Genomic DNA, 22,089 nt, shown 5'->3' with positions numbered 1-22,089 from the left:
TCCGCGATCAGTGAGCCAACAGCGCCGCGGCGCCGACGAGGCCCGCTTCACCGCCGAGCTCGGCGGGCACCACCCGCAGCCGGCGAATGAAATCCAGCCCGGCGTACGACGTCAACGCGTCGCGGACCGGATCGAACAGCAGCGCCCCTGACTTCGCCACACCGCCGCCGATGACGACCCGGTCCAGATCGCACACCGCGCCGACGGACGCGATCATCGCGGCCACGGCGGCCGCACCGCGACGAAACGCCCGCAGCGCGACGGCGTCGCCGGCATTGGCGGCATCGGCCAACTCCTTGGCGTCGGCGTGCGCGGGCGCATCCCACCCCTGCTCGCGTGCCCACTGCGCCATCCGAGGGCCCGCGGCGATGGTCTCGACGCAGCCGCGGCCACCGCAGGTGCACGGCCCGCCGTCCGGATCGACGACGACGTGGCCGACGTGCCCGGCGTTGCCGGTCCGGCCGTCGTAGGGTGCGCCGTCGAGCACCAACCCGCCGCCGACGCCGGTCGACACCACCATGCCGAGCAGAAAATCGGCGCCGCGGCCCGCACCGCGCCACCGCTCCCCCAGCGCCATGCACAACCCGTCGCCCGCCAGTCTCACCGGGGCGCCGACGACCCCCGAGACCCGCTCGACAATCGGAAAGCGTTGCCACGCGGTGATGTTGATCGGGCTGACGGTGCCCGTCGCCAGGTCGATCGGTCCGGCCGAGGCGATTCCGGCGCCGCGGACCCGGCCTCCCGCGGTGGCCAGCGCCTCGGTGACCAGCGAATCCACCACTGCCCAAATCGTTTCCGCGTCACCGTCAGGCGTCGGCAATTTTCCTTTGTGCACCAGCGTCCCCGCATCGTCGACCAGGCCGACCGCGATCTTGGTGCCGCCGACGTCGATTGCGAGCGTCAGAGTGGAATCGGCCATCAGTGCCGGTGGGTGTTGTCGGGCTGTCGCGGGTCACCGGGATGCTCGTAGCCCGGGGCAAGCTGCACGACGGCCGCGCATCTGGCGTCCAGCCACAGCCGAAATGTGCGACGGCGGGCGGCTGCACGTAGATGCGCCGCAACCTCCTCGGCTCCCTTGAAGCGCAATGGGTTCCGCGCCTGGTACGACGCGACTTCGTCGTCGGTGACGTCGATCTCCGAGGTCATCTGCGCGAACACCGCACGGGCCAACGGGCCGGCCAGTACCGACGCCGCCACGCTGCCGATCTCCATCCGCACCGTCATGTCGGGCAGCAGTGTGGCTTCGCTGGGTGCGTCGGCCGCGGTCAACCCGCGCGCCTGTGCCTCGGCCGCCACGACGCGTTCGGCCACCAGGAGCTGAGTCAGCCAACGCCGAAGCTGCCGTGCCTCACTGGTACCGGGCCGCGGCAGCGACGACGCGATCCGCGACGCGCGCAGCGAAGTCTCGCGGGCGTCGACCTCCTCGACGGAAACGGGCGTGCCGTGCACCGTCGCTGCGACGCCCGCCCACCCAGCCGCGTTACTCATCGCACCGTCACCTTCACCGCAGGCGTGTAGACGAGCTGCCCGGCCGCCGCCAGGCGGACCAACGCCCACCATTCGCCGGGCGCTACCCAGTCCGGAGGTGCGACGTCGAAGCCGATTTCCGCGGTGCCGCGAGCGGACAGCTCGACACCGGATGCGGCCGGACCCAGCCATTCCCATGTGCCCCACGGGCTGATCAGGTGTGCCTCGACGGCGATGTCGGCATACGCGTCGGTGCCGACGGTGACCACCAGGCGCGCCGATTCACCGGCGTTGACCTCGACGGGCTCCGGTCCAGCGACCAGTCGCAGGAGGGTGTCGTCGGGTGGTGCGTCGACCGCGATGACGCACACGTCCTCGACCATCTGACGCCACGCGGGAGGGATCGAGACGTGCGCGCCCGTCAACGCGAGTTCCGCACGCACGGTATACAACCCGGGCTCCACCTTCTCCGGCGCGGTGAGGCTCACGCTGGTGTCCAGATACTCTCCCGGCGGAAGCATGAACGACAGCACGGCGGGCTGCGCCGTCCAGCCGTCCGGACAGAGCAGGTGCACCCGTCCGTGCAATACCTCATCGCTGCAGTCGCTGACGGCGGTGAGACGAAGCTGCACCGACGGACCCGACGCGACGACGCGCTGCGGATGCAGATGCGCGACCGCGGGCAGGCCACCGAGCGCCGCCGGGCCCCGGTTGTGCAGCCAATAGCGGGCGTAGAGCGGCTGCGCCTCCTCCGCGTCGGGCGCCAGCACCGCATGATCGGCCTGCAGCACCTGCGGCATGTTGAAACGCGCCAGCACGGTGGCGATCTCGAAGCCGTGCAACGACAAACCGTCCGGCGTCACCTCCTGGACCCGGGGCCGCTCGAGGAGATCCACCCGAACCGCGGCGGACACTCGACGTAGCCCAGAGGTGACCGTGACTTCTGCGGTGGCCCCGGTGGTTTCGACGAACCGCATCGCGACGCCGTCCGACGGGTGGACCGAGCGGGCGCTACCGCCGGCCAGCGGGTTGCCGGCGGCCTTCAACGCACCGAGGTGCACCGAGCCCGCCGGCTCGATCTCCAACAGCGAGCCCGACGACGGCAGCCCACCCGCGGCCCCGGACTTCTCCGTCACTGCGAGAAGTGGATGCGAGAACTCGGCGCTGCGGGCCGGAACGCCCGCCCGCCGCCAGTCGCCGTCACCGGAGATCAATGCGTATTCGAAAGTGTGTGTCCAGTGCTGCAATTGGAAGTTCGATCCGTCGGGCGCGGTTCGGCGCGGCGGGTCGATCCAGGTGCCCGACGGCCACCCGGTGCACGACCGCATCAGCGAAAGATGCATCGTGCCATCGGGTTCCACGGCGAACCCTGGCAGCCCGCGGTTGAGCACCGCCACCGTCCGGTCCTCGAAGGCCGCCAGCCCTGCGGGCGAGTCCTGCTCGACGACGATTTCCCAGTCGGCCAGGTCCTCGGCGACGCCCGTCACCGCGTCGTCCAGGACCGACCCCGCGACGATCAGCACCGGCAGCGCCCGCACGTCACGCAGATCCGCGCCCGGCACCCACGCCTCGGCCAGCGGCGCCGCCGCGGGCACCCACACCCTGGCGGTGCCGGTCGCATGCAGTTGCCGCTTCAGCTCCTCGGTATACGAAGAATCCGCCTCGGCCAGAACCGCTGCGGTGAAGACGTTTTCGTCGGGTCCTCCGATCGCGAGCCGCGTGTCCGGGAGGTTCGAGTCGACGGCGAGATCGCCGTAGCGCGGCTTGTCGGCACCGCTGCAGGTCGCGGTGACTCCGGCGCGCGCCAGCGCCACCATCAGCGGTCGGGCCACCGCGGACGCGGTCTCGGTCGGCGTCACCACCTCGGCAACGGACACCGCGTGACACCCGTCACCGACGCGCACCCGCACCGTCGATGACAGGCCGAACCAGCCGTACGCCGGATTGTCCAGCGTCCACGGATGCGTCGCGGCGTCGATCGCCGTTTCCTGTCCGCGTTCGTGCAGCAGCCCGAACCCCCGGCCGATGACCGCGTCACCGACCTCGCTGACCGGCAGCGCCCCGGGTACCGGGCACGGCCAGCGCAGCCGCAATAGCCGGTCGACGCCGGTGAATTCGTCGATCGTGGTCTGACAGTCGACGCGCGCGACGCCGCGCCACAGCGTGAGGACCTGTTCGTACCGCAACAACTCACCGATGCGGCCGCGGATCTTCAGCCGCTCGCCGAGCGGTCCGCGGTAGGCCTGCACGTCGGCCGCCGATGAGGAGGAAGCGATCACCGGCCCCTTGGGTAGCAGGTGCCACGGACCCTCGCCAGCTTCGGGGTGTGCGGAGTATTCGTCGTAGATCGCCAACTCGTTTCCGACCTTGCCGTCGGCGAGCAGCGAGCGACCCGAGCCGTTTTCGATCAACGCGTCCACCACTCCGCCACGTGACGGGTCGACCCGTAGCCGATAGTGCTCATTGCTGATCTCGTTACCGCGCACCGGTTCCCAGTTCGTCGATGCGCCGGAGTCCTCGAGCCGGTAGGCCTGCCAGCCCAGCGACGGCACGTCGCGGGCCAGCCAGCTGACCGACCGTGCACCGCACTGGGCGGGCACCTCCTCACCGGCGTAGTCGAGCACGCGCACCGGTCCGCTCGCTTCCGGAAGCCGAGCAGTCACTACGTCAGTACGCTTGTGCGTCACCGTGTTCCACACGACGACCGATCCCTCGACCGCGCCCGACAGCAGGGCCAGCGCGTTGTTGCGGGCCGCTGTCCCCAACTCCCAGGCGTCGCGCCAACCGGTCAGCAGGTCGAGGTACACCTGGTCCGATTCCGACCCGGTGATCGCGTCATGGTGTGCGCCGTAGGCCAATTGGACCCATGCCTTGGCCAGCGCCGCCTGCGGGTAGGTCGCGCCGCCGAGAAGCCCGGCGAACACCGCGAACTTCTCCGCGTCGAGCACGGCGTCCTCGGCCGCCCGGTTGGCCTGCTTGGTGTCGATGTACGAGACGTCCTTGCCGGTGTAGATCGGGTTCATGTCACGCGTCTGCGGCGACGGTTCGACACCGCGCACGGCCAGTTCGGCGCGCACCGCCGCGAAGAACTCCTTGGGCAACGCGCAGACGAAGCGCGGCCAGGTGTATCGCGAGTTCCACGACCGGTGAATCGCGGTGACCCATTTGTTCGGCGGCGTGTAGTCGGTGCCGACGGGCAGCAGCACGTTACGGGTCAGTGCCACCTTCTTCAACGAGGTGAAAAGCTGATACGTCTCGGCTTCGGCCTGCTCCAGTGTCGGCGCCGAATCCATCCACCAGCCCCCCGAGTAATGCGCGGGCATGTAGTGGGTGAGCAGCCCGCGGCCGGACGGGGAAATCCAGTCGAACTCGCTGCTGAACTGCATCCGCTGCGGATCGCCGCCGCCGGCCATCGGGCCCCACTGGTGATGCGGGCCGCGGGCCCACGAACTCGACGTCAGCCCCGCCTCCGCCGCCATTCCGGGGAACTGTGGGTCGTGGCCGAACGCGTCGAGCTGCCAGGCAGTCGCCGGGTCGGCGCCGAGGACGTCGCGTTGAAACCCGATGCCGTGCACGAAGTTTCGAATGGTCGTCTCGGGGCTGGTGAGGTTGGTGTTCGGTTCGTTGTAGGTGCCGCCCATGATCTCGACGCGGTCGTCGGCGATGAAGCGGCGGAGATCGTCGCGGTCCTCGGGGTGGGTGTCCCAGAACGGCTTGAGGTAGTCGACTTCGGCCAGCACGAACTTGTATTCCGGTTCGCGACGGGCCATTTCGAGGTGTGCGCTGACCAGATCGAACCCGTTGGTCTGCCTGCACCGGCCCGGCGGGTCCTCGCTCCACGCCGCGGTGTAGGCCGCCTGCGTGTTCCACCACACCGGGTCGTAGTGGAAGTGGCTGATCATGTACATGGTCCAGCCGGGTTCGGCGACGGTGAAGACGAAAGGCGTGATGCCCTCACTGGTGACCGCGCGGGCCTGGCGCTGCTCGCCGACGACGGCGTCGGTCACCGCGACCGGCACCTCCACGCTGCCGTCCCCCGCGTCCGCGCGCGCGTGACCCGTCACGCCGTCGCCGTCGACGCGCACCTCGCCCGCGCCGCCGGTGTAATCGATCCGCACGATCTGCTGCGGCGCATCGGCGGGCCCGACGAACAAGTCCGTCGACTCCGCCGAAATGACCCGCACACCCAAACCCTACGGCGTGTGAGGTCGCGGTGATCGAGACTGCGGGCAGATCGTGAAAACACGTGTGCGCGCGATCTCTGTGCAGTTTCGGTGGACGGTCGGCACCATCAGGCCCGGGAGATGTCGACCACCAGAGCGCGGTGATCCGAGACCGTCAACGACGGCGCGCAGCACCGCTCCACCCGCAACCCGGGATCGTCGGTGACGATGTGGTCGAGCTGACGGTCGGGGTCGTGGGCGGGGAACGTGAGGGCGGTGGCCAGCGGCCGCAGCCGGGCCCACCGCCTGACGGTGGGCGGCGCCATGTTCAGATCGCCCATCAACACCCGCGGCGACGGGAAACCACGCATATCGCGCAGCAGCCGCCACAACTGCACCCGATTCCACCCCGGCACGAACGACAGATGCGTGTTGGCAACGGTCAGCGGCCCCAGCGGGGTGTTCAGCTGCCCCACCATCGCCGCGCGCGGCTCCTCATTGACGATCTGAACCCGATTCGGACCGGGCAGGTACATCGGAAACGGCACCGGAATCCGCGGCAGCCGCGACACCTGCCACGACTCCGCCGGAAACCGTGACAGCAGCGCGATCCCATAGGCGGCGGTGCCGGGTTGCTCGTCACCGGTCGCGGCCATCCAGGTGGCCCCCGGCGTCCCGGAGATCGCCGCCACAAACCGATGGCTCACCGCGCCCATCGCTTCGGCGGCGACCGCGGTGAGATCGGCCATGCCCGAACGCGGCTGATCTAGGTCGACTTCCTGCAGCGCCAGGATGTCGGCGTCGAGTTGCCGAACGGATTCCACCAGCCGGTCCGGGTGAACTACGCCGTCATGCACGCTGCGCCCGTGCAAGATGTTGAAGGTGGCCAGACGCATCCGCATGGGTACTAGCTACCCACAATGGCCGCTAGGCGATCAGTCGGCCCCAGGAGAGTAGTGCCCCAGAGAAACGATGATCTGCGCGACGCGCTCAAACGCGCGGCGTCGGCGCTGCGTGCCCAGGGCCCGGATTTCGCCCTGGCCGGCAGTTACGCGCTGTGGGTGTTCGGCGGCCCCGAACCCGTGCACGACGTGGATTTCGTGGTCGCAGAGCCCGACACCGAGAAGGCCGCCGCGACGCTGGAGGAGGCCGGTTTCCGGATCGAACGCACCCCGGAGGACTGGTTGTTCAAAGCGTGCGTCGGGCAGGACTTCGTCATCGACGTGCTGCACCGCCTCAACGGCGTGCCCGTCGAGAAGGAGAGCATCGTGGCGGCCGAGGAGCACGACGTGCTCGCGATCCGGATGCGCGTCCTGGCGCCCACCGAGGTGATGCGAGAGAAGTTGAACTCGCTCAACGAACACCATTGCGACTTCGCCGCGTTGCTGCCCGCCGTGCGAGCGGTGCGCGAACAACTGGATTGGAAACTGATCCGCGCCGACACCGCCGACAACCCGTTCGCCGCGGCGTTTCTCATGCTGGCCGACCGACTGGAGCTCACGTCCTGAGGCGGCGCTGCAACCGCTCGGACACCGCCTGGACCGCGCGCACCACCTCCGGCGGCTCCAGCACCTCGAAGTCGCACCCGACCGTCGCGAAGTACCACACCATGCGCTCGGGGTCGTCGGCGCCCGCGGTGACGATGCACGCGTCCGGACCGTCCGCCTCGACCGTCGCCGAGGCCGCCGAGAAATGCTGCGCCAGAACGCTTTCCGGCGCATGAAACCGCACCCGCGCGACGTACCGGTACGGCGAGCTGCTGATCGAGCGTCGCACATAGGTCGCGGCGTCGGGCGCCTCGCGCGGCGTGAACGTGCTGCCCTGGGCCCGCACGTCGGCCATCCGGTCCAGGCGCAGGCTGCGCCAGTCTTGCTTGTCGCGGTCGTAGGCCAGCAGGTACCAGCGGCGTCCGGTGGTGACCAGTTGATAGGGCTCGAGCCGCCGCTGGGTCGCGTTTCCGCGGATGTCGACGTAACCGGCCCGGACGTGCTCGCGGTCGCGGCAGGCCCGGGCCAGCGTCATCAACACGTCGGGTTCGACCGGCGCGTCCGAGGTCGGCGACGTCAGCGTGACGGTCGAATCGTGCAACGCCGCCACCTGCGAGCGCAGTCGCGCCGGCATCACCTGGTCGAGCTTGCTCAGCGCCCGCAGCGCGGACTCGCCGACACCGGCGACCGTCCCGCCCGCGGCCAGCCGCAGGCATACGGCCATCGCGACCGCCTCGTCCGGGTCGAGCAGCAGCGGCGGCAGTGCCGCGCCCGCGGCGAGCTGGTATCCACCGCCGTGACCCTTGCTGGCGTGCACGGGATAACCCAGGTCACGCAGGCGTTCCACGTCGCGGCGCACGCTGCGGGTGGTCACCCCGAGCCGCTCCGCAAGGTCCTCACCGGTCCACACGCGGCGAGACTGCAGCAGGCCGAGCAGCTGCAGCACCCTGCTCGTCGTTTCCGCCACGCATCAATCCTGTCGCAGTCATAGGACCGAAACTGTCCTATATTGCTGTCAGAGTAGTCCTATGACGACGACAGACCAGCTTGCGGAGCAGTTGGACTTCCACTGGACGCAGTTCCTGCGACCGCGCTTCGACGGGCTCACCGACGACGAGTACTTCTGGCAGCCGGTCCCCGACTGCTGGACCGTGCATCCCGACGGGTCGATCGACTTCACCTATCCCGAGCCGGAGCCGGCACCGTTCACCACGATCGCCTGGCGGCTCGCGCACGTCATCGTCGGTGTGCTCGCGATGCGTAACCACAGCCACTTCGGCGGTCCACCTGCCGACTACCAGACCTGGCGGTATGCTACCGACGCCGCGACGGCGCTCAGCCAACTCGACGAGCAGTACGGCACATGGATCGACGGCGTCCGCGCGTTGTCCGACGACGATCTGAACCGGCCGTGCGGTCCCGCCGAAGGCCCGTACGCCGACTATCCGTTCATCGCGCTGGTATTGCACATCAACCGCGAGGTCATTCACCACGGCGCCGAAATCGCCTGCATCCGCGACCTTTACACCCACACCCCCGATGAGAAGAGGAATTAGCCATGCCCGGAATGCCACCTCCCGCCGCCGACGAACGCCAGAGCCTGTTGGAATTCCTTGCGTTTCAGCAGAACGCGTTCTTCGCGGTGGCGTATGGGTTGACCGACGAACAGGCGCGGTCCACGCCGTCGGTCAGCGCGCTGTCGGTCGGCGGACTGGTCAAGCACGCCGCCGGCGTGCAGACCGGTTGGGTGCAGCGGGCGGCCTGCGCGCCCGACTCTCCCCCGAAAGACGACCGCCCGATGGAGGAGCTCATCGCCGAGTACGGCGACCAGTACGTCATGCGCGAGGACGAGACGCTCGACGGACTACTCGACGCGCTGAAGCGGCAGAACGCCGAGACGCTTCGAGTTCTGGGCGAATGTGACCTCGACACACCGGTTCCCGTGCCGCACGATGTGCCGTGGTTTCCGCAGGACATCGATCACTGGAATGTGCGCTGGGTGATCCTGCACCTCATCGAGGAGCTGAGCCGCCATGCCGGTCACGCCGACATCATCCGCGAATCCATCGACCGCGCAACGATGTACGAGCTGATGGCCGCCAATGAGGAGTGGCCGGAGACCGACTGGATCAAGCGCTGGCGGCCCTGAGTCCCCCGTCCGCCGAGTGCACGGCTGGTGTACACATTTTCGGGTTTCGCGTACACCGACCGTGCACTCGGCGCAGAGGAAGCGGCTACCGCAGCACCTGGCTGACCGCGTGCTCGACGACCGCGTCCAGGTCGGTCCCCAGCCGGCCCGCCAGCCACTGCTGGGCCAGCTCGGCCATCGCGCCGGTGTACATCGCCGCGCCAACCTGGGCGGCTACCGAGTCGGTGTCCGGCTGCAACCGCCAGCCCTCGGTGAGCACGCCCTCCCGCAGCAGGTCCTGCGTCGCCGCCCGGCGCGCCGACAGCACGGGATTCGATCGCGCGTCGGTGAACAGCACCCGCCCGCGGCGGGGATCCTCGGAGCTGAATCCGAGCACCGCGGCGATCCCCGCGCGCGTCCTGGCCCGCAACGAATCGCCGGCCTGGGCCATCGCGGCCTCGACCGCCTCAGCCAATTGGGCGCTCACCTGGTCGTAGACCGCACCGAGCAGATCGTCGGTGTCGGAGAAGCTCTCGTAGAAGTACCGCGTGTTCAACCCGCACTCCCGGCATACCGACCGCACCGACATCGCGGCCTCACCGCCCTCGCCGAACAACCGGAAAGCGGCATCGATCAGCTGCGCACGGCGTTCGGCGCGGCGGTCCGTCAGGGGCACGCCCGCCCAGCGGGTGGGAGTCGACACCACCTCAGCGTAGGCCCGTCATCGCCAACTCTGGTCACATACGTGACCAAAATGTATTCTGGTTACAGCCGTGACCACGGTTTGTGAGCAAGGAGCCGACGTGATTCTGCTGCCGCACCAGTTCATCGGGGAGTTCCTCAACCAGCGCTTCGACACGGCTGTGCGAAGCAACTACTTCCGCGGCATCGAATTCGCCGCGCCCGTCGGCGACCCGGGCTGGTTCGGGCCGGGCAGCGCGGTCTGGCACGTGCACTCGCACATGCAGGCGCTGATCTTCGGGCTGCAGTGTGCGGCGTTCATGGAGCGGCTCGACCCGTCGATCTACTGGATGGGCATGCATCACTCGCGGCTGGTGAAGCGCGACGAAAACGGTGTCGGTCGACCGGAGATCGATCCCAAGGGCGCCGCGGTGCGCCTCGGTCATTCGATCGCGTTCTTCATCGGCACGGCATACGGGTCCACCGAGACCGCCGAGCGGCTGGCGCAGACGGTGCGGTCGATGCATCACACCATCAAGGGCACCCGTCCGGACGGCGCCCGCTACGACGCCGACGACCCGGATTGGCTGCGGTGGAATTACGCCACCGTGGTCTGGGGCCTGGCGACCGCACACGAGCTGTATCACCCGAACCCGTTGCGCGGCAAGAAGATCGACCGCTACTACCGCGAGTTCGTGCGCGTCGGCCACGCGTTGGGCGGCACCGACCTGCCGGAGACCAAGGCCGACGTCGCCGAGTGCCTGGAGTCCTACCTGCCGCGGCTGGCCGTCACGCACGGCACGGCGGTGGCCACCGGCCCGGGTCTGCCGCTGGCGCAGAGCGCCATCAACTGGGCCATCCGCGACACCATGCCGCGCTGGGCCAAGCAGTTGATCCAGCACAAGGACCCCAACATCTTCGAGCGCACCACCCGTCGGGTGACCGTCTGGTCGGTCATCAACGCGTTGCACCTGGCACAGGGGCCCATCCCGGAGTTCCAGCAGGCGCAAGCCAGGGTGGCGTCGGGCACCGACGTGCCGCACACGCTGCCGACCTACCAGCCGGGCGACGACCCGGTCCGCAGCCGCGAGGAAGTGGAGCGCGCTTTCGCGCAGGCCTGATGCCCCGCAACCGGGCCCACTGTGAGCCGGTCCACAGCTTTTCGCGGCTCACCGCCGATTTTGAGACACTGCAGGGATGAGTACCACGCCGAAGACCAAGCACCGCGAGGTTGCCCGGCTGGATCGGGTCCCGCTGCCCATCGAGGCTGCTCGCGTCGGCGCGACGGGCTGGCAGATAACGCGCACCGGCGCACGCGTCGTCTCGAACATCGCCGGCCGCGGCTCGTGGCAGCAGAAGATCATCAAGCAGATCCCGCAGACGTTCGCCGACCTAGGGCCCACCTACGTCAAGTTCGGCCAGATCATCGCGTCGAGCCCCGGCGCGTTCGGGGAGCCGCTGTCCAAGGAGTTCCGCAGCCTGCTCGACCGGGTGCCGCCCGCGGACGCCAAAGAGGTGCACAAGCTGTTCGTCGAGGACCTCGGCGACGAGCCGGCGAACCTGTTCAAGAGCTTCGACGAGAAGCCGTTCGCCTCCGCATCCATCGCGCAGGTGCACTACGCGACGCTGCACAGCGGTGAAGAGGTCGTCGTCAAGATCCAGCGCCCCGGCATCCGCCGACGCGTCGCGGCCGACCTGCAGATCCTCAAGCGCGGCGCGCGGCTGGTGGAGTTCGCCAAGCTGGGCCAGCGCCTGAGCGCGCAGGACGTCGTCGCCGACTTCGCCGACAACCTGGCCGAGGAACTGGACTTCCGGCTCGAGGCGCAGTCGATGGACGCATGGGTCTCGCACATGCACGCCTCGCCACTGGGCCGCAACATCCGTGTGCCGCAAGTGTATTGGGACCTCACCAGTGAACGGGTGCTGACGATGGAGCGCATCCAGGGCACCCGCATCGACGACGTGAAAGCCATCCGTCAGAAGGGCTTCGACGGCACCGAGCTCGTAAAAGCCTTGCTGTTCAGCGTTTTCGAGGGCGGGCTGCGCCACGGCCTGTTCCACGGCGACCTGCACGCGGGCAATCTCTACGTCGACGACGACGGCAAGATCGTCTTCTTCGACTTCGGCATCATGGGCCGCATCGACCCGCGCACCCGCTGGCTGCTGCGCGAACTGGTGTACGCGCTGCTGGTCAAGAAGGACCATGCCGCGGCGGGCAAGATCGTCGTGCTGATGGGCGCCGTCGGCACCATGAAGCCCGAGGCGCAGGCGGCCAAGGACCTGGAGAAGTTCGCGACACCGCTGACGATGTCGACGCTGGGCGACATGAGCTATGCCGAGATCGGCAAGCAGCTGTCCACGCTGGCCGAGGCCTACGACGTCAAGCTGCCGCGCGAACTCGTGCTGATCGGCAAGCAGTTCCTCTATGTGGAGCGCTACATGAAGCTGCTCGCGCCGAAGTGGCAGATGATGTCCGACCCGCAGCTGACGGGGTACTTCGCCAACTTCATGGTCGAGGTCAGCAGGGAGCATTCCGACGAACTCGACAGCGAGGTCCAGGCCTAAGTGCAGACACGAGACGGCACCGCCAAATCAGGCGAGCTCGACATCCACTACGAGGACATGGGCGACCCGAACGACCCGGCGGTGCTCCTCATCATGGGCCTGGGCGCCCAGCTCCTGTTGTGGCGCAAGGACTTCTGCGAGAAGCTCGTCAACCAGGGGCTGCGGGTCATCCGCTACGACAACCGCGATGTCGGCTTGTCGTCGAAACTTCCCGGGCGCCACAGCGGCGCCCCGCTGCTGCCGCGGATGCTGCGTTCGCTGGTCGGCTTGCGTAGCCCGGCGGGCTACACGCTCGAAGACATGGCCGACGACGCCGCCGCGCTGCTCGACCACCTCAACATCGACCGGGCCCACATCGTCGGGGCGTCGATGGGCGGCATGATCGCCCAGGTCTTCGCCGCCCGGCACAAGCCGCGCACCAGGACGCTGGCGATCATCTTCTCGAGCAACAACCAAGCGTTGCTGCCGCCGCCCGGCCCGCGGCATCTGCTCGCGATCCTGGCGCGGCCCAAGGACTCCTCCCGCGAAGCCGTCATCGAGAACGCCGTCAGAGTCAGCAAGATCATCGGCAGCCCCGGCTACCCCGCTACCGAGGAGCGGCTTCGCGCCGACGCGATCGAGGGTTACGACCGCTCCTACTACCCCGCCGGCATCGCGCGCCATTTCGCCGCGATCCTCGGCAGCGGCAGCCTGCGCCACTATGACCGCGAGATCACCGCGCCGACGGTGGTCCTGCACGGCAAGGCCGACAAACTGATGCGGCCGTACGGCGGGCGGGCGATCGCCAAAGCGATCAGCAACGCCCGGCTGGTGCTGTTCGACGGCATGGGTCATGAGCTGCCCGAGCCGCTGTGGGACGACATCATCGGCGAGCTGAAGACGAACTTCGCCGCTACGGCCTAGACCTGCGGGTAGTTTCTCCGATTCGTGAGCCGTCGCGATCGGCGGTAGATTCGGCGCGGAATGCTTCGGGCTTGTATGCCACCACCGGCGTCGCCCAGCTTCTGAACGTCCCGGAAAGGCACCAGATGGCTGCAACGCGCAACTTGACGCCCCATTTCGCCGATGTGCAGGCCCACTACGACCTGTCCGACGAGTTCTTCCGCCTCTGGCTCGATCCGTCGCAGACCTACAGCTGTGCGTATTTCGAGCGCGACGAGATGACCCTCGAGCAGGCCCAGCAGGCGAAGGTCGATCTTGCGCTGGGCAAGCTGGGTCTCGAGCCGGGGATGACGCTGCTCGACGTCGGCTGCGGCTGGGGTTCGACGATGCTGCGGGCGATCGAGAAGTACGACGTGAACGTCGTCGGCCTCACCTTGAGCGAGAACCAGCTCGCCCAGGTCGAAAAAGTGTTCGCGGCATCGGAGAGCCCGCGCACCAAGAGGGTGCTGCTGCAGGGCTGGGAGCAGTTCGACGAGCCCGTGGACCGGATCGTGTCGATCGGCGCCTTCGAGCACTTCGGCAAGGATCGCTGGGACGACTTCTTCGCGATGGCTCACCGGGTGTTGCCCGACGACGGGGTGATGCTGTTGCACACCATCACCGCGCTCACTCTGCCGCAGATGGCCGAACGCGGTATGCCCCTGACGTTTTCGGTGGCCCGGTTCGTCAAGTTCATCCTCACCGAAATCTTCCCGGGCGGTTATCTGCCGACGATCGAACTGGTCGGCGAGCACGCGCAGAAAGCCGGCTTCGAGTTGACCCGCCGCCAGAGCCTGCAGCCGCATTACGCGCGCACACTCGACTGCTGGGCGGAGGCGCTCCAGGAGCACAAGGACGAGGCCATCGCGGTGCAGTCCGAGGAGGTCTACGACCGCTACATGCACTACCTGACCGGATGTGCGCATGGCTTCCGCGTCGGGTACATCGACGTCAACCAGTTCACGCTGGCCAAATAGCCGGCTCGGCCGGCGTGGCCAAATAGCCGGCTCGGCCGGCGTGGCCAAATAGCCGGCTCGGCCGGCGTGGCCAAATAGCCGGCTCGGCCGGCGTGGCCAAATAGCCGCCGGAGTGGCGTCCCGGCAAATTAGGGTCTGACTCTGGCCGAACGCTAGGGTGTACGACCAGATCATCATGGGACGATGCACAGGTGAGCGTGTCGTCATCGGGAAAGGCCAAGCAGGGGAACTATGTCTGACAACTCAACCGGCACGAAGGACATGACTCCTCATTTCGAGGACATCCAGGCGCATTACGACCTGTCGGACGACTTCTTCGGCGTATTCCAGGATCCGACGCGCAAGTACAGCTGCGCGTACTTCACCGGCCCCAACGTGACGTTGTCCGAGGCCCAGATCGCCAACGTCGATCAGCACCTGGACAAGCTCGACCTCAAGCCGGGGATGACGCTGCTCGAGGTCGGCTGCGGCTGGGGTCTGACGTTGCAGCGCGCGCTGGAGAAATACGACGTCAACGTCATCGGCCTCACGCTGAGCAAGAACCAGAAGGCGTACTGCGAGCAGCTGCTGAGCAAGATCGACACCGAGCGCACCTTTGACGTGCGGCTGGAGGGCTGGGAGCAGTTCGGATCCCCCGTCGACCGCATCGTGTCCATCGAGGCGTTCGAGCACTTTGGCTTCGAGCGCTACGACGACTTCTTCAAGATGTGCTTCGAGGTGCTGCCCGACGACGGCCGGATGACCATCCAGAGCAGCGTGGGCTACCACCCGTACGACCTGGCCGCGCGCGGCAAGAAGCTGACGTTCGAGATGGCGCGCTTCATCAAGTTCATGATCACCGAGATCTTCCCGGGCGGCCGCCTGCCGACCACCCAGATGATGATCGAGCACGGCGAGAAGGCCGGCTTCCAGGTGCCCGAGGCACTCTCCCTGCGCAACCACTACATCAACACGCTGGCCATCTGGGCCCACCGGCTCGAGCAGAACAAGGAGACCGCGATCGCGGCCGCGGGCGAAGAGAACTACCACCGCTACATGCGGTATCTCAAGGGCGCCCAGTACTACTTCATCGACGAGGGCATCGACGTCAGCCTGGTCACGTACCTGAAGCCGGGTGCTGCGACGCAGGCCGACAAGACGTAGGGAAAACCCCGATTCGCTCGGCCTGACGAACGGCTACCGTTTCGCCCATGAGCGGAAGCGGCGAAGCCGCCTGCTATCTGGCGGAGTGGTATCTGCCTGAGCTCACCGAGCAGAGCGTCGACGATCTGGTCGCGCGCCTCGACGCGGCCGCGGCCGTCGCCACCGGTGAAGGCACCCCGGTCCAATTGCTGCTCACCGTGTCGGTCCCCAGCGACGAGGTGCTCTACGGCGTCTTCGACGCCGGCTCACAAGAGATCGTCTCCCGGACCTGCCGTGCTGCGGGTGCACCGCATCAACGGCTCTCGTCGGACGTCGGCACACGAATCCGGCAGTGTCCATGACGTTGCCACGGATACCCGGCCCGGTCGGCTCGCTCCGCATCAAGCACTTCTCTTAGCTGCACAACAGCTGCGTAGCCCTGGGACCGGCGGGGTACCCTCGATTTGCTGTCTCTCGAGGGTGGGGCCATTGGTTTCCGGCGTAGTCGAACGTCCAGCCGAGTTCCGGGCGGTGAAAGATCTCCTGCGATCCGCCGCGGCCGCACCCTGTGGGCTGGTCATCGAGGGGGAAGCCGGAGCGGGCAAGACCACTCTGTGGCTGGCAGGAATCTCCGCGGCCGGTGAGCGCGGCTTCGAGGTGCTGACGGCCCGAGCGGGGCAGGCGGAGACCGCCCTCGCGTATGCCGCGGTCGCCGACCTGCTCGGCGGCGTCTCCCCCGAGGTTCTCACCGGCCTGCCAGAGGTTCAGTGCCTCGCCGTCGATCGGGTGCTGCTGCGCGCCGACGGTGAGGGCCCACCGACCGATCAGCGCGCCGTCGCGGCGGCGGTCACCACGGTCATCGAGCGACTGTGCGCCGACCGGCCGCTGCTGGTGGCCGTCGACGACGTGCAGTGGCTCGACCCGTCCAGCAAGGCCGTGCTGGCGTTCGCCGCGAGGCGGTTCAGCGGACCCGTGGGCTTGCTGCTCACCGAGCGCACCGAACACGAAGGTGCCGGCGCCGCGAGTTGGCTGCAGCTGGGCGGCGCGGCGCAGGTGCGCCGGGTGCACGTCGGCCCACTGAGCCTGGGCGGACTGCACGCGCTGATCTCGGCGCGGCTCGGTCGGTCATTCCCACGCCCGACGATGGTCCGGATTGCCGAGATCTCCGGCGGCAACCCGTTCTACGCGCTCGAACTGGCGCGGGCGGTCGAGGCGGGCGGTTCCCAGTCGGTGCTGCCCGCGTCGCTGGCCGAGTTGATGCGCCGGCGCATCGGACGGCTGGACCGCGAAACCCAGGTGCTGTTGTTGGCCGCCGCGTGCGAGGCAGCGCCGAGCGTCGACCTGCTCGCGCGCGTCACCCGCAGCAGCGTCGAGCGAACAGTCGAACTGCTCGAAGAGGCGAGAGCCAAGGGCATCGTGACGATCGACGGGGACAACGTCGCGTTCGCCCACCCGTTGTTGGCGCGCAGCGTCTACACCGATGCGACGCCGGGTGAGCGCCGGGCCATGCACCGCTCGCTGGCCGAGGTCGTGGTGCTGCCCGAATCCAGAGCCCGGCACCTGGCACTGGCGGCCTCGAGCGCCGACCCGACGACGCTTGAGGCGCTCGATGTCGCCGCCGGTGCGGCCCGTGAACGTGGTGCGCCCGCCGCGGCAGCCGAGCTCCTCGAACTCGCGATCGGTCTCGGCGGCGATACCCCGGCACGGCGGATTCGCGCCGCCGAGCACCATCTGCACGCCGGAGACCTCCAACGCGCAGAGGCGCTGCTGGACCGGCTGACCGACCGGATACCGCCCGGCGTGCACCGGGCGATGGCGCTGAACCTGTTGGCCAGCATGCGGATTCACGACAACAGCTTCACCGCTGCGACCCGTTTGCTCGAGCAGGCGCTCGACAACGACGAGGGCGACCGCGAAGTCCGCGTCCGAACGCTGCTGCTGCTGTCCTATGCGTGTTTGAACGCCGGGGAATTCGGACCGGCCCTGCGCAACGCCGAGCGGGCCGCGGCGTACGCCGACGACGTCGGGATCGGCGACCTCACGAGCCAGGTGCTGGCGGTGCGGGCGACCATCGCATGTATGTGCGGTCGCGGCGTCGACTGGGTCAGCATGCGCAGGGCACTGGCCTTGCACGATCCGAACAGCGAGGCGCCGATCGCGTTCCGCGCCAGGGCCAACCACGCGCTGCTGCTGACGTGGGCCGGGCGGTTGGACGAGGCCGCTGAGCAGATGGCCGCCGTGCGCCGGCGCTGCGTCGAGCGGGGCGCCGAGACCGACCTGATCTTCGTCGCCGTCTTCACCGCGCTGATCGAGATCTGGCGAGGCCGCTACGACGACGCGACACGCGTGGCCGAGGAGACCGTCGAGCGGGCACAACAACTCGGCGGTGAACACATGCGCATCATCGCCATGACCATCCAGTCCGCGGTGGCGGCGTACGCCGGCAGGGAGGACGAAACTCGCGAAGCCGCCACGGCGGCGCTCGATCTCGCCGAACGCTGCGGCTCCCCGCGGCTCGCCGACTGGGCCTCGATCAGCCTGGGATTCCTGGAGGTATCGCTCGGGAAGTACGAGCAGGCGCTGCAGATACTTCAGCCCCTGATCGCCCGCTTTCCGTTCATCCCCGGCACCGAGATCATCACGGTCGGCTACGCCCCCGACGCGGTGGAGGCAATGATCGCGCTCGGCCGGGTGGCCGAGACCGAGCCGATGATCGAGGCGCTGGAGGCCAACGGCCGCTTGGTGGATCGGCCGTGGATGCTGGCGATGGGTGCGCGGTGCCGCAGTCTGTGGCTGGCCGCACGAGGCGAAATCGATGCGGCCGCCGAGATGGCCGGCCAGGCGTTGCTACATCACGAGCGTCTGCCCATGCCGTTCGAGCGGGCCCGGACGCTGCTGTTGCTCGGCCAGTTGCAACGCCGTCAACGCCGAAAGGAGTTGTCGCGTACGACGTTGATCGAAGCCTTGCATGCGTTCGAGGCGTTGGGCACACCGCTGTGGGCCGAGCGGGCCCGCACCGAGCTCGCGCGTGCGAAAGTTTCCGGTGGCGCAAGCATGGGGTTGACGCCGTCGGAGTATCGCGTGGCCGAACTGGCCGCGTCGGGACTCACCACCAAGGACGTGGCCGCTGCCCTTTTCATCAGCCCGAAGACCGTCGAGACCAACCTGTCGGGCATCTACCGCAAGCTGAGTATCAAGTCGCGGGCCGAACTCGGGCGGGTGTTCGGCGACGACCGCTGACGGCAACTCTACTGAGCCGCAAACGATTCTTGCCGGACATAATTCGCCAGAGCTTCGTCGGCGTCGACGGGTTCGAAACCGGCCGCCTGGATCTTCGTGAGGTCCAGGACACTGTTGACCGGCCGGGGCGCGACAGGTTGCGAGGCATCCGCGTAGTACTCGGCCGTGGAGACCTCGGTGATGCGGTTCGGATCATGCCCCGCCAATTCGAACGTCCGGCGCGCGACCTCTGCCCAGGACATCGCGGCACCGGATCCGGTCACGTTGTAAGTGCCGTAGGGCGCGCGCGTCTCGGTCAGGTGCCGGATCGCCTTCGCGAGTTCCGACGTGAAGGTCAGCCGGCCGTGCTGGTCGTTCACGACAGCCGGGTCGACGCCGCGTTCGGCGAGAGACAGCATGGTGCGCACGAAGTTTCGGCCGTCACCGATCACCCACGACGCCCGGACGATGTAATGCCGATCCACGGTGGCGACCAGCGCGTCGCCGGCGGCTTTGGTCTGCCCGTATACGCCGAGCGGCGACGCCGGGTCGTCCTCACGGTATGGCCTGCTCGCGCTGCCGTCGAAGACGTAGTCGCTGGAGACGTGTACCAGCGTGACGTCGTGGACGGCGGCGATCCGCGCCAGAGCGCCGACGCCGGCGACGTTGGTGGCCCACGCCGCCGCGCGCCCTTCGGGAGTCTCGGCCGAATCCACCGCCGTGTACGCGGCGGCGTTGATGATGGTGTCGTAATCCCGCCACCGCCGGGCGGTTTCGACGCTGGCGGCGGTGAGGTCGAGGTCGGCGCGGTCGGCGAATTCGACGTTGGATGCGCCGGCATACGCGTCGCGCAGTGCCCTGCCCAGTTGCCCAGCGGCACCGAGCACCAGGACTTTGCGCGGTGGCACCGGTCGTATCTGCGCGAGCCGCGGATGCTCGCGATCTTTCGCCGACAACGCGGCACGTTCGAGCGGGATCGGCCAGTCTATGGCGGCGGTCTCGTCACCGAGATTCAGCGATGTGTATTCGCCGTCCGGCGAGTAGTGGTCGTTCACCAGATAGATGTAGGCGGTGTTCGGTTCCAGGGTCTGAAACGCGTTGCCCACCCCGCGCGGCACGAACACCGCTCGGGACGGGTCGATCTCGGCGGTGAAGGTGGTGCCGAAGGTGGGGCCGGCGCGAAGGTCCACCCACGCCCCGAAGATCCGTCCGGTCGCGACGGAGACGAACTTGTCCCATGGCTCGGCGTGGATCCCGCGCGTCGTGCCCGCGGTCTCGTTGAGGGACACGTTGTTCTGCACGGGTTTGAAGTCAGGTAAGCCGAGCGAGACCATCTTCTCGCGCTGCCAGTTCTCCTTGAACCACCCGCGGTTGTCCCCGTGTACGGACAGCTCCCACACCACCAACCCTGGTATGGGAGACGCGGTGGCGCGCAGCGGTTTACCGAACTCAGTCATCCTCGGGGGTTTCCTTCACTGACCCAGCCGGGCGTAGAAACTCTCGGTGGCATCCTTGGCGGGCGTCCACCAGTCCTCGTGGTCGCGGTACCACTGGATCGTCGCGGCCAGGCCCTTCTCGAAGTCCTGGTATCGCGGCCGCCAACCGAGTTCCTCGCGCAGCTTGGTCGAATCGATGGCGTACCGCAGATCGTGGCCCGCTCGATCCGGAACATGGTCGTAGGCGTCCGCCGGCTGGCCCATCAGGGTGAGAATCAGTTCGACGACGGTCTTGTTGTCCTTCTCGCCGTCAGCGCCGATCAGATATGTTTCGCCGAGACGGCCGCCCTCGAGGATCGTCAGCACCGCCGACGAGTGGTCGTCGGCGTGGATCCAGTCCCGCACATTGCGGCCCTCGCCGTACAGCTTGGGACGGTTGCCCCGCAGCACGTTCGTGATCTGGCGCGGGATGAACTTCTCGACGTGCTGATAGGGACCGTAATTGTTCGAGCAGTTCGAAATCGTCACGGCCAGCCCGAACGACCGAAACCACGCCCGCACCAACAGATCACTGCCCGCCTTCGTCGACGAGTACGGAGAAGACGGGTTGTACGGCGTCTCCTCGCTGAACCTGCTCGGGTCGTCGAGCGCCAGGTCCCCGTACACCTCGTCGGTGGAGATGTGATGGAAGCGGGTGCCGTGCTTGCGCGCCGCCTCGAGCAGTGTGAAGGTACCGGTGAGGTTGGTGTGGAGGAACGGCTGGGGATCGTCGAGCGAGTTGTCGTTGTGTGTCTCGGCCGCGTAGTGCACGACTGCGTCGGTAGAGGCGAACAGCTCGTCGACCAGTGCGGCGTCGGCGATATCGCCCTGCACGAACGTCATTCGATGCTCGGGCAGCCCGGCCAGTGAGGCGCGGTTGCCGGCGTATGTCATCTTGTCCAGCACGGTGACGTGGTGGTCGGTGTTCTCGATGACGTACCGCACGAAGTTGGAGCCGATGAAACCGGCTCCTCCGGTGACGAGAAGTCGCGACATCAGCGTCCCCTGTCCAGGATGTCGAGGAGATAGGTGCCGTATCCCGACTTCACCAGCGGCTCAGCACGTTCCCGCAACTCGTCGTCGCTGAGATAGCCCTGCCGCCAAGCGATTTCCTCCGGAACACCGATCTTCAAGCCGGTGCGCCGCTCCATCGTGCGCACATACTCAGCGGCATCGGTCATCTGGTCGAACGTGCCGGTGTCCAACCATGCGGTTCCGCGGGGCAGCACATGCACCTGTAACCGCCCCTGCTCGAGGTAGTTGCGGTTGACGTCGGTGATCTCGTACTCCCCGCGGTCGCTCTTCTCGAGGCCATGCGCGATCTCGACGACGTCGTTGTCGTAGAAGTACAGACCCGGTATGACGTAGTTGCTCTTCGGCCGTTTCGGTTTCTCTTCCAGAGAGATCGCCAGCCCGTTGTCGTCGAACTCGATCACGCCGTATGCCGAGGGCTCCGCCACCCAGTAGGCGAAGATCGCACCGCCGTCAATGGTGGTGAAGCGCTTGAGCTGACTGCCCAACCCCGGCCCATACAACAGGTTGTCGCCGAGGACCAGAGCCACGTTGTCGCTGCCGATGAAGTCCTCGCCGATCGTGAACGCCTGGGCGAGACCGTCCGGCGACGGCTGCTTGGCGTAGGTGATCGATACTCCGAATCGCGACCCGTCGCCGAGCAACCGTTCAAATTGCTCCGCATCGTGCGGAGTCGTGATGACCAGAACGTCGCGTACGCCGGCGAGCATCAGCGTGGAGAGCGGGTAGTAGACCATCGGCTTGTCGTAGACCGGGACCAGTTGCTTCGACACACCCAGGGTGATCGGGTGCAGGCGCGACCCGGTGCCGCCCGCCAGGATGATTCCCCTCACGCGCCAATCGTGACATACC

Annotated in this window: 19 protein-coding genes; 10 read left to right on the top strand and 9 right to left on the bottom strand. The window is 67.7% G+C overall.

The window, feature by feature from the left end; genetic code table 11:
* Positions 1-7 precede the first annotated feature (7 nt).
* The 4 genes from AU185_RS19865 to AU185_RS19850 form a co-directional block, all read right to left on the bottom strand.
* Entirely contained in the window at positions 8-919 is a 912-nt protein-coding gene (locus tag AU185_RS19865) for an ROK family protein (protein ID WP_059101311.1), read from the bottom strand.
* On the bottom strand, positions 919-1,488 hold the full coding sequence (locus tag AU185_RS19860; RefSeq protein ID WP_059101310.1) for a DUF7158 domain-containing protein: 570 nt from the start codon (positions 1,486-1,488) through the stop codon (positions 919-921). The genes AU185_RS19865 and AU185_RS19860 overlap by 1 nt, the downstream gene beginning before the upstream one ends.
* A complete protein-coding gene (locus AU185_RS19855) occupies positions 1,485-5,651 on the bottom strand; it encodes a glycoside hydrolase family 38 N-terminal domain-containing protein (protein ID WP_059101309.1) in 4,167 nt (1,388 codons plus the stop codon). Before AU185_RS19855 ends, AU185_RS19860 begins: the two co-directional genes overlap by 4 nt.
* A gap of 107 nt (positions 5,652-5,758) precedes the next feature.
* On the bottom strand, positions 5,759-6,526 hold the full coding sequence (locus AU185_RS19850) for an endonuclease/exonuclease/phosphatase family protein (RefSeq protein WP_059101515.1): 768 nt from the start codon (positions 6,524-6,526) through the stop codon (positions 5,759-5,761).
* Between the two features lie 60 nt (positions 6,527-6,586).
* On the opposite strand from AU185_RS19850, the gene AU185_RS19845 reads away from it, so the two are divergent.
* Positions 6,587-7,138, top strand: a complete 552-nt coding sequence (locus AU185_RS19845) for a hypothetical protein (RefSeq protein WP_156425605.1) — start codon at positions 6,587-6,589, stop codon at positions 7,136-7,138.
* Here AU185_RS19845 and AU185_RS19840 read toward each other — a convergent pair.
* Positions 7,128-8,084, bottom strand: a complete 957-nt coding sequence (locus tag AU185_RS19840; RefSeq protein WP_059101307.1) for a helix-turn-helix transcriptional regulator — start codon at positions 8,082-8,084, stop codon at positions 7,128-7,130. The two genes, AU185_RS19845 and AU185_RS19840, sit on opposite strands and share 11 nt — an antisense overlap.
* A 61-nt stretch (positions 8,085-8,145) precedes the next feature.
* On the opposite strand from AU185_RS19840, the gene AU185_RS19835 reads away from it, so the two are divergent.
* Both AU185_RS19835 and AU185_RS19830 read left to right on the top strand, forming a co-directional pair.
* Entirely contained in the window at positions 8,146-8,673 is a 528-nt protein-coding gene (locus AU185_RS19835) for a DinB family protein (protein WP_059101306.1), read from the top strand.
* A gap of 2 nt (positions 8,674-8,675) precedes the next feature.
* Positions 8,676-9,266 carry a DinB family protein gene (locus tag AU185_RS19830; protein ID WP_059101305.1) on the top strand — a complete coding sequence of 197 codons (591 nt, stop codon included), beginning with the start codon at positions 8,676-8,678 and terminating at the stop codon, positions 9,264-9,266.
* Between the two features lie 85 nt (positions 9,267-9,351).
* Here the strand turns inward: AU185_RS19830 and AU185_RS19825 are convergent, their stop codons facing one another.
* Entirely contained in the window at positions 9,352-9,948 is a 597-nt protein-coding gene (locus AU185_RS19825) for a TetR/AcrR family transcriptional regulator (protein WP_059101514.1), read from the bottom strand.
* Between the two features lie 103 nt (positions 9,949-10,051).
* Here AU185_RS19825 and AU185_RS19820 point away from each other — a divergent pair, with 103 nt between their 5' ends.
* The 7 genes from AU185_RS19820 to AU185_RS19790 all read left to right on the top strand — a co-directional run bounded on the left by AU185_RS19820 (position 10,052) and on the right by AU185_RS19790 (position 18,751).
* Positions 10,052-11,047, top strand: coding sequence for an oxygenase MpaB family protein (locus AU185_RS19820; protein ID WP_059101513.1), 996 nt, complete (start codon positions 10,052-10,054; stop codon positions 11,045-11,047).
* Between the two features lie 76 nt (positions 11,048-11,123).
* Positions 11,124-12,491, top strand: a complete 1,368-nt coding sequence (locus tag AU185_RS19815) for an ABC1 kinase family protein (protein WP_059101304.1) — start codon at positions 11,124-11,126, stop codon at positions 12,489-12,491.
* The gene (locus tag AU185_RS19810; RefSeq protein ID WP_059101303.1) at positions 12,492-13,394 is read left to right on the top strand and encodes an alpha/beta fold hydrolase; all 903 of its coding nucleotides are present in this window, start codon (positions 12,492-12,494) and stop codon (positions 13,392-13,394) included. It begins immediately after the preceding gene.
* A 125-nt stretch (positions 13,395-13,519) separates the two neighbouring features.
* On the top strand, positions 13,520-14,389 hold the full coding sequence (locus AU185_RS19805) for a cyclopropane mycolic acid synthase family methyltransferase (protein WP_059101512.1): 870 nt from the start codon (positions 13,520-13,522) through the stop codon (positions 14,387-14,389).
* A 231-nt stretch (positions 14,390-14,620) separates the two neighbouring features.
* Positions 14,621-15,532 (top strand): cyclopropane mycolic acid synthase family methyltransferase, encoded by a 912-nt coding sequence (locus AU185_RS19800; protein WP_059101302.1) that lies wholly within the window; start codon positions 14,621-14,623, stop codon positions 15,530-15,532.
* A gap of 47 nt (positions 15,533-15,579) precedes the next feature.
* The gene (locus AU185_RS19795; protein ID WP_059101301.1) at positions 15,580-15,873 is read left to right on the top strand and encodes a hypothetical protein; all 294 of its coding nucleotides are present in this window, start codon (positions 15,580-15,582) and stop codon (positions 15,871-15,873) included.
* Between the two features lie 127 nt (positions 15,874-16,000).
* Positions 16,001-18,751, top strand: a complete 2,751-nt coding sequence (locus AU185_RS19790; protein ID WP_059101300.1) for a helix-turn-helix transcriptional regulator — start codon at positions 16,001-16,003, stop codon at positions 18,749-18,751.
* Positions 18,752-18,759: 8 nt separating this feature from the next.
* On the opposite strand, the gene AU185_RS19785 is transcribed toward AU185_RS19790, so the two are convergent.
* From AU185_RS19785 to rfbA, 3 genes are read right to left on the bottom strand one after another with little or no spacing between them, the layout of a single operon-like run.
* Complete coding sequence (locus AU185_RS19785; RefSeq protein ID WP_059101299.1) at positions 18,760-20,187, bottom strand: sugar nucleotide-binding protein; 1,428 nt, start codon at positions 20,185-20,187, stop codon at positions 18,760-18,762.
* Positions 20,188-20,202: 15 nt separating this feature from the next.
* Entirely contained in the window at positions 20,203-21,201 is a 999-nt protein-coding gene (gene rfbB / locus AU185_RS19780) for a dTDP-glucose 4,6-dehydratase (protein ID WP_059101298.1), read from the bottom strand.
* On the bottom strand, positions 21,201-22,070 hold the full coding sequence (rfbA, locus tag AU185_RS19775; protein ID WP_059101297.1) for a glucose-1-phosphate thymidylyltransferase RfbA: 870 nt from the start codon (positions 22,068-22,070) through the stop codon (positions 21,201-21,203). The genes rfbB and rfbA overlap by 1 nt, the downstream gene beginning before the upstream one ends.
* Between the last annotated feature and the right edge of the window lie 19 nt (positions 22,071-22,089).

It is taken from the genome of Mycobacterium sp. GA-0227b (assembly GCF_001499855.1).
Lineage (GTDB): Bacteria > Actinomycetota > Actinomycetes > Mycobacteriales > Mycobacteriaceae > Mycobacterium.
This window is presented reverse-complemented; position numbering and strand designations above follow the sequence as displayed.

Coding starts and splice junctions, on each gene's coding strand:
- AU185_RS19865 (WP_059101311.1), bottom strand. CDS start 919: ATGGCCGATTCCACTCTGACGCTCGCAATCGACGTCGGCGGCACCAAG.
- AU185_RS19850 (WP_059101515.1), bottom strand. CDS start 6,526: ATGCGTCTGGCCACCTTCAACATCTTGCACGGGCGCAGCGTGCATGAC.
- AU185_RS19835 (WP_059101306.1), top strand. CDS start 8,146: ATGACGACGACAGACCAGCTTGCGGAGCAGTTGGACTTCCACTGGACG.
- AU185_RS19805 (WP_059101512.1), top strand. CDS start 13,520: ATGGCTGCAACGCGCAACTTGACGCCCCATTTCGCCGATGTGCAGGCC.
- AU185_RS19815 (WP_059101304.1), top strand. CDS start 11,124: ATGAGTACCACGCCGAAGACCAAGCACCGCGAGGTTGCCCGGCTGGAT.
- AU185_RS19830 (WP_059101305.1), top strand. CDS start 8,676: ATGCCCGGAATGCCACCTCCCGCCGCCGACGAACGCCAGAGCCTGTTG.
- AU185_RS19860 (WP_059101310.1), bottom strand. CDS start 1,488: ATGAGTAACGCGGCTGGGTGGGCGGGCGTCGCAGCGACGGTGCACGGC.
- AU185_RS19785 (WP_059101299.1), bottom strand. CDS start 20,187: ATGACTGAGTTCGGTAAACCGCTGCGCGCCACCGCGTCTCCCATACCA.
- rfbB (WP_059101298.1), bottom strand. CDS start 21,201: ATGTCGCGACTTCTCGTCACCGGAGGAGCCGGTTTCATCGGCTCCAAC.
- AU185_RS19800 (WP_059101302.1), top strand. CDS start 14,621: ATGTCTGACAACTCAACCGGCACGAAGGACATGACTCCTCATTTCGAG.
- AU185_RS19795 (WP_059101301.1), top strand. CDS start 15,580: ATGAGCGGAAGCGGCGAAGCCGCCTGCTATCTGGCGGAGTGGTATCTG.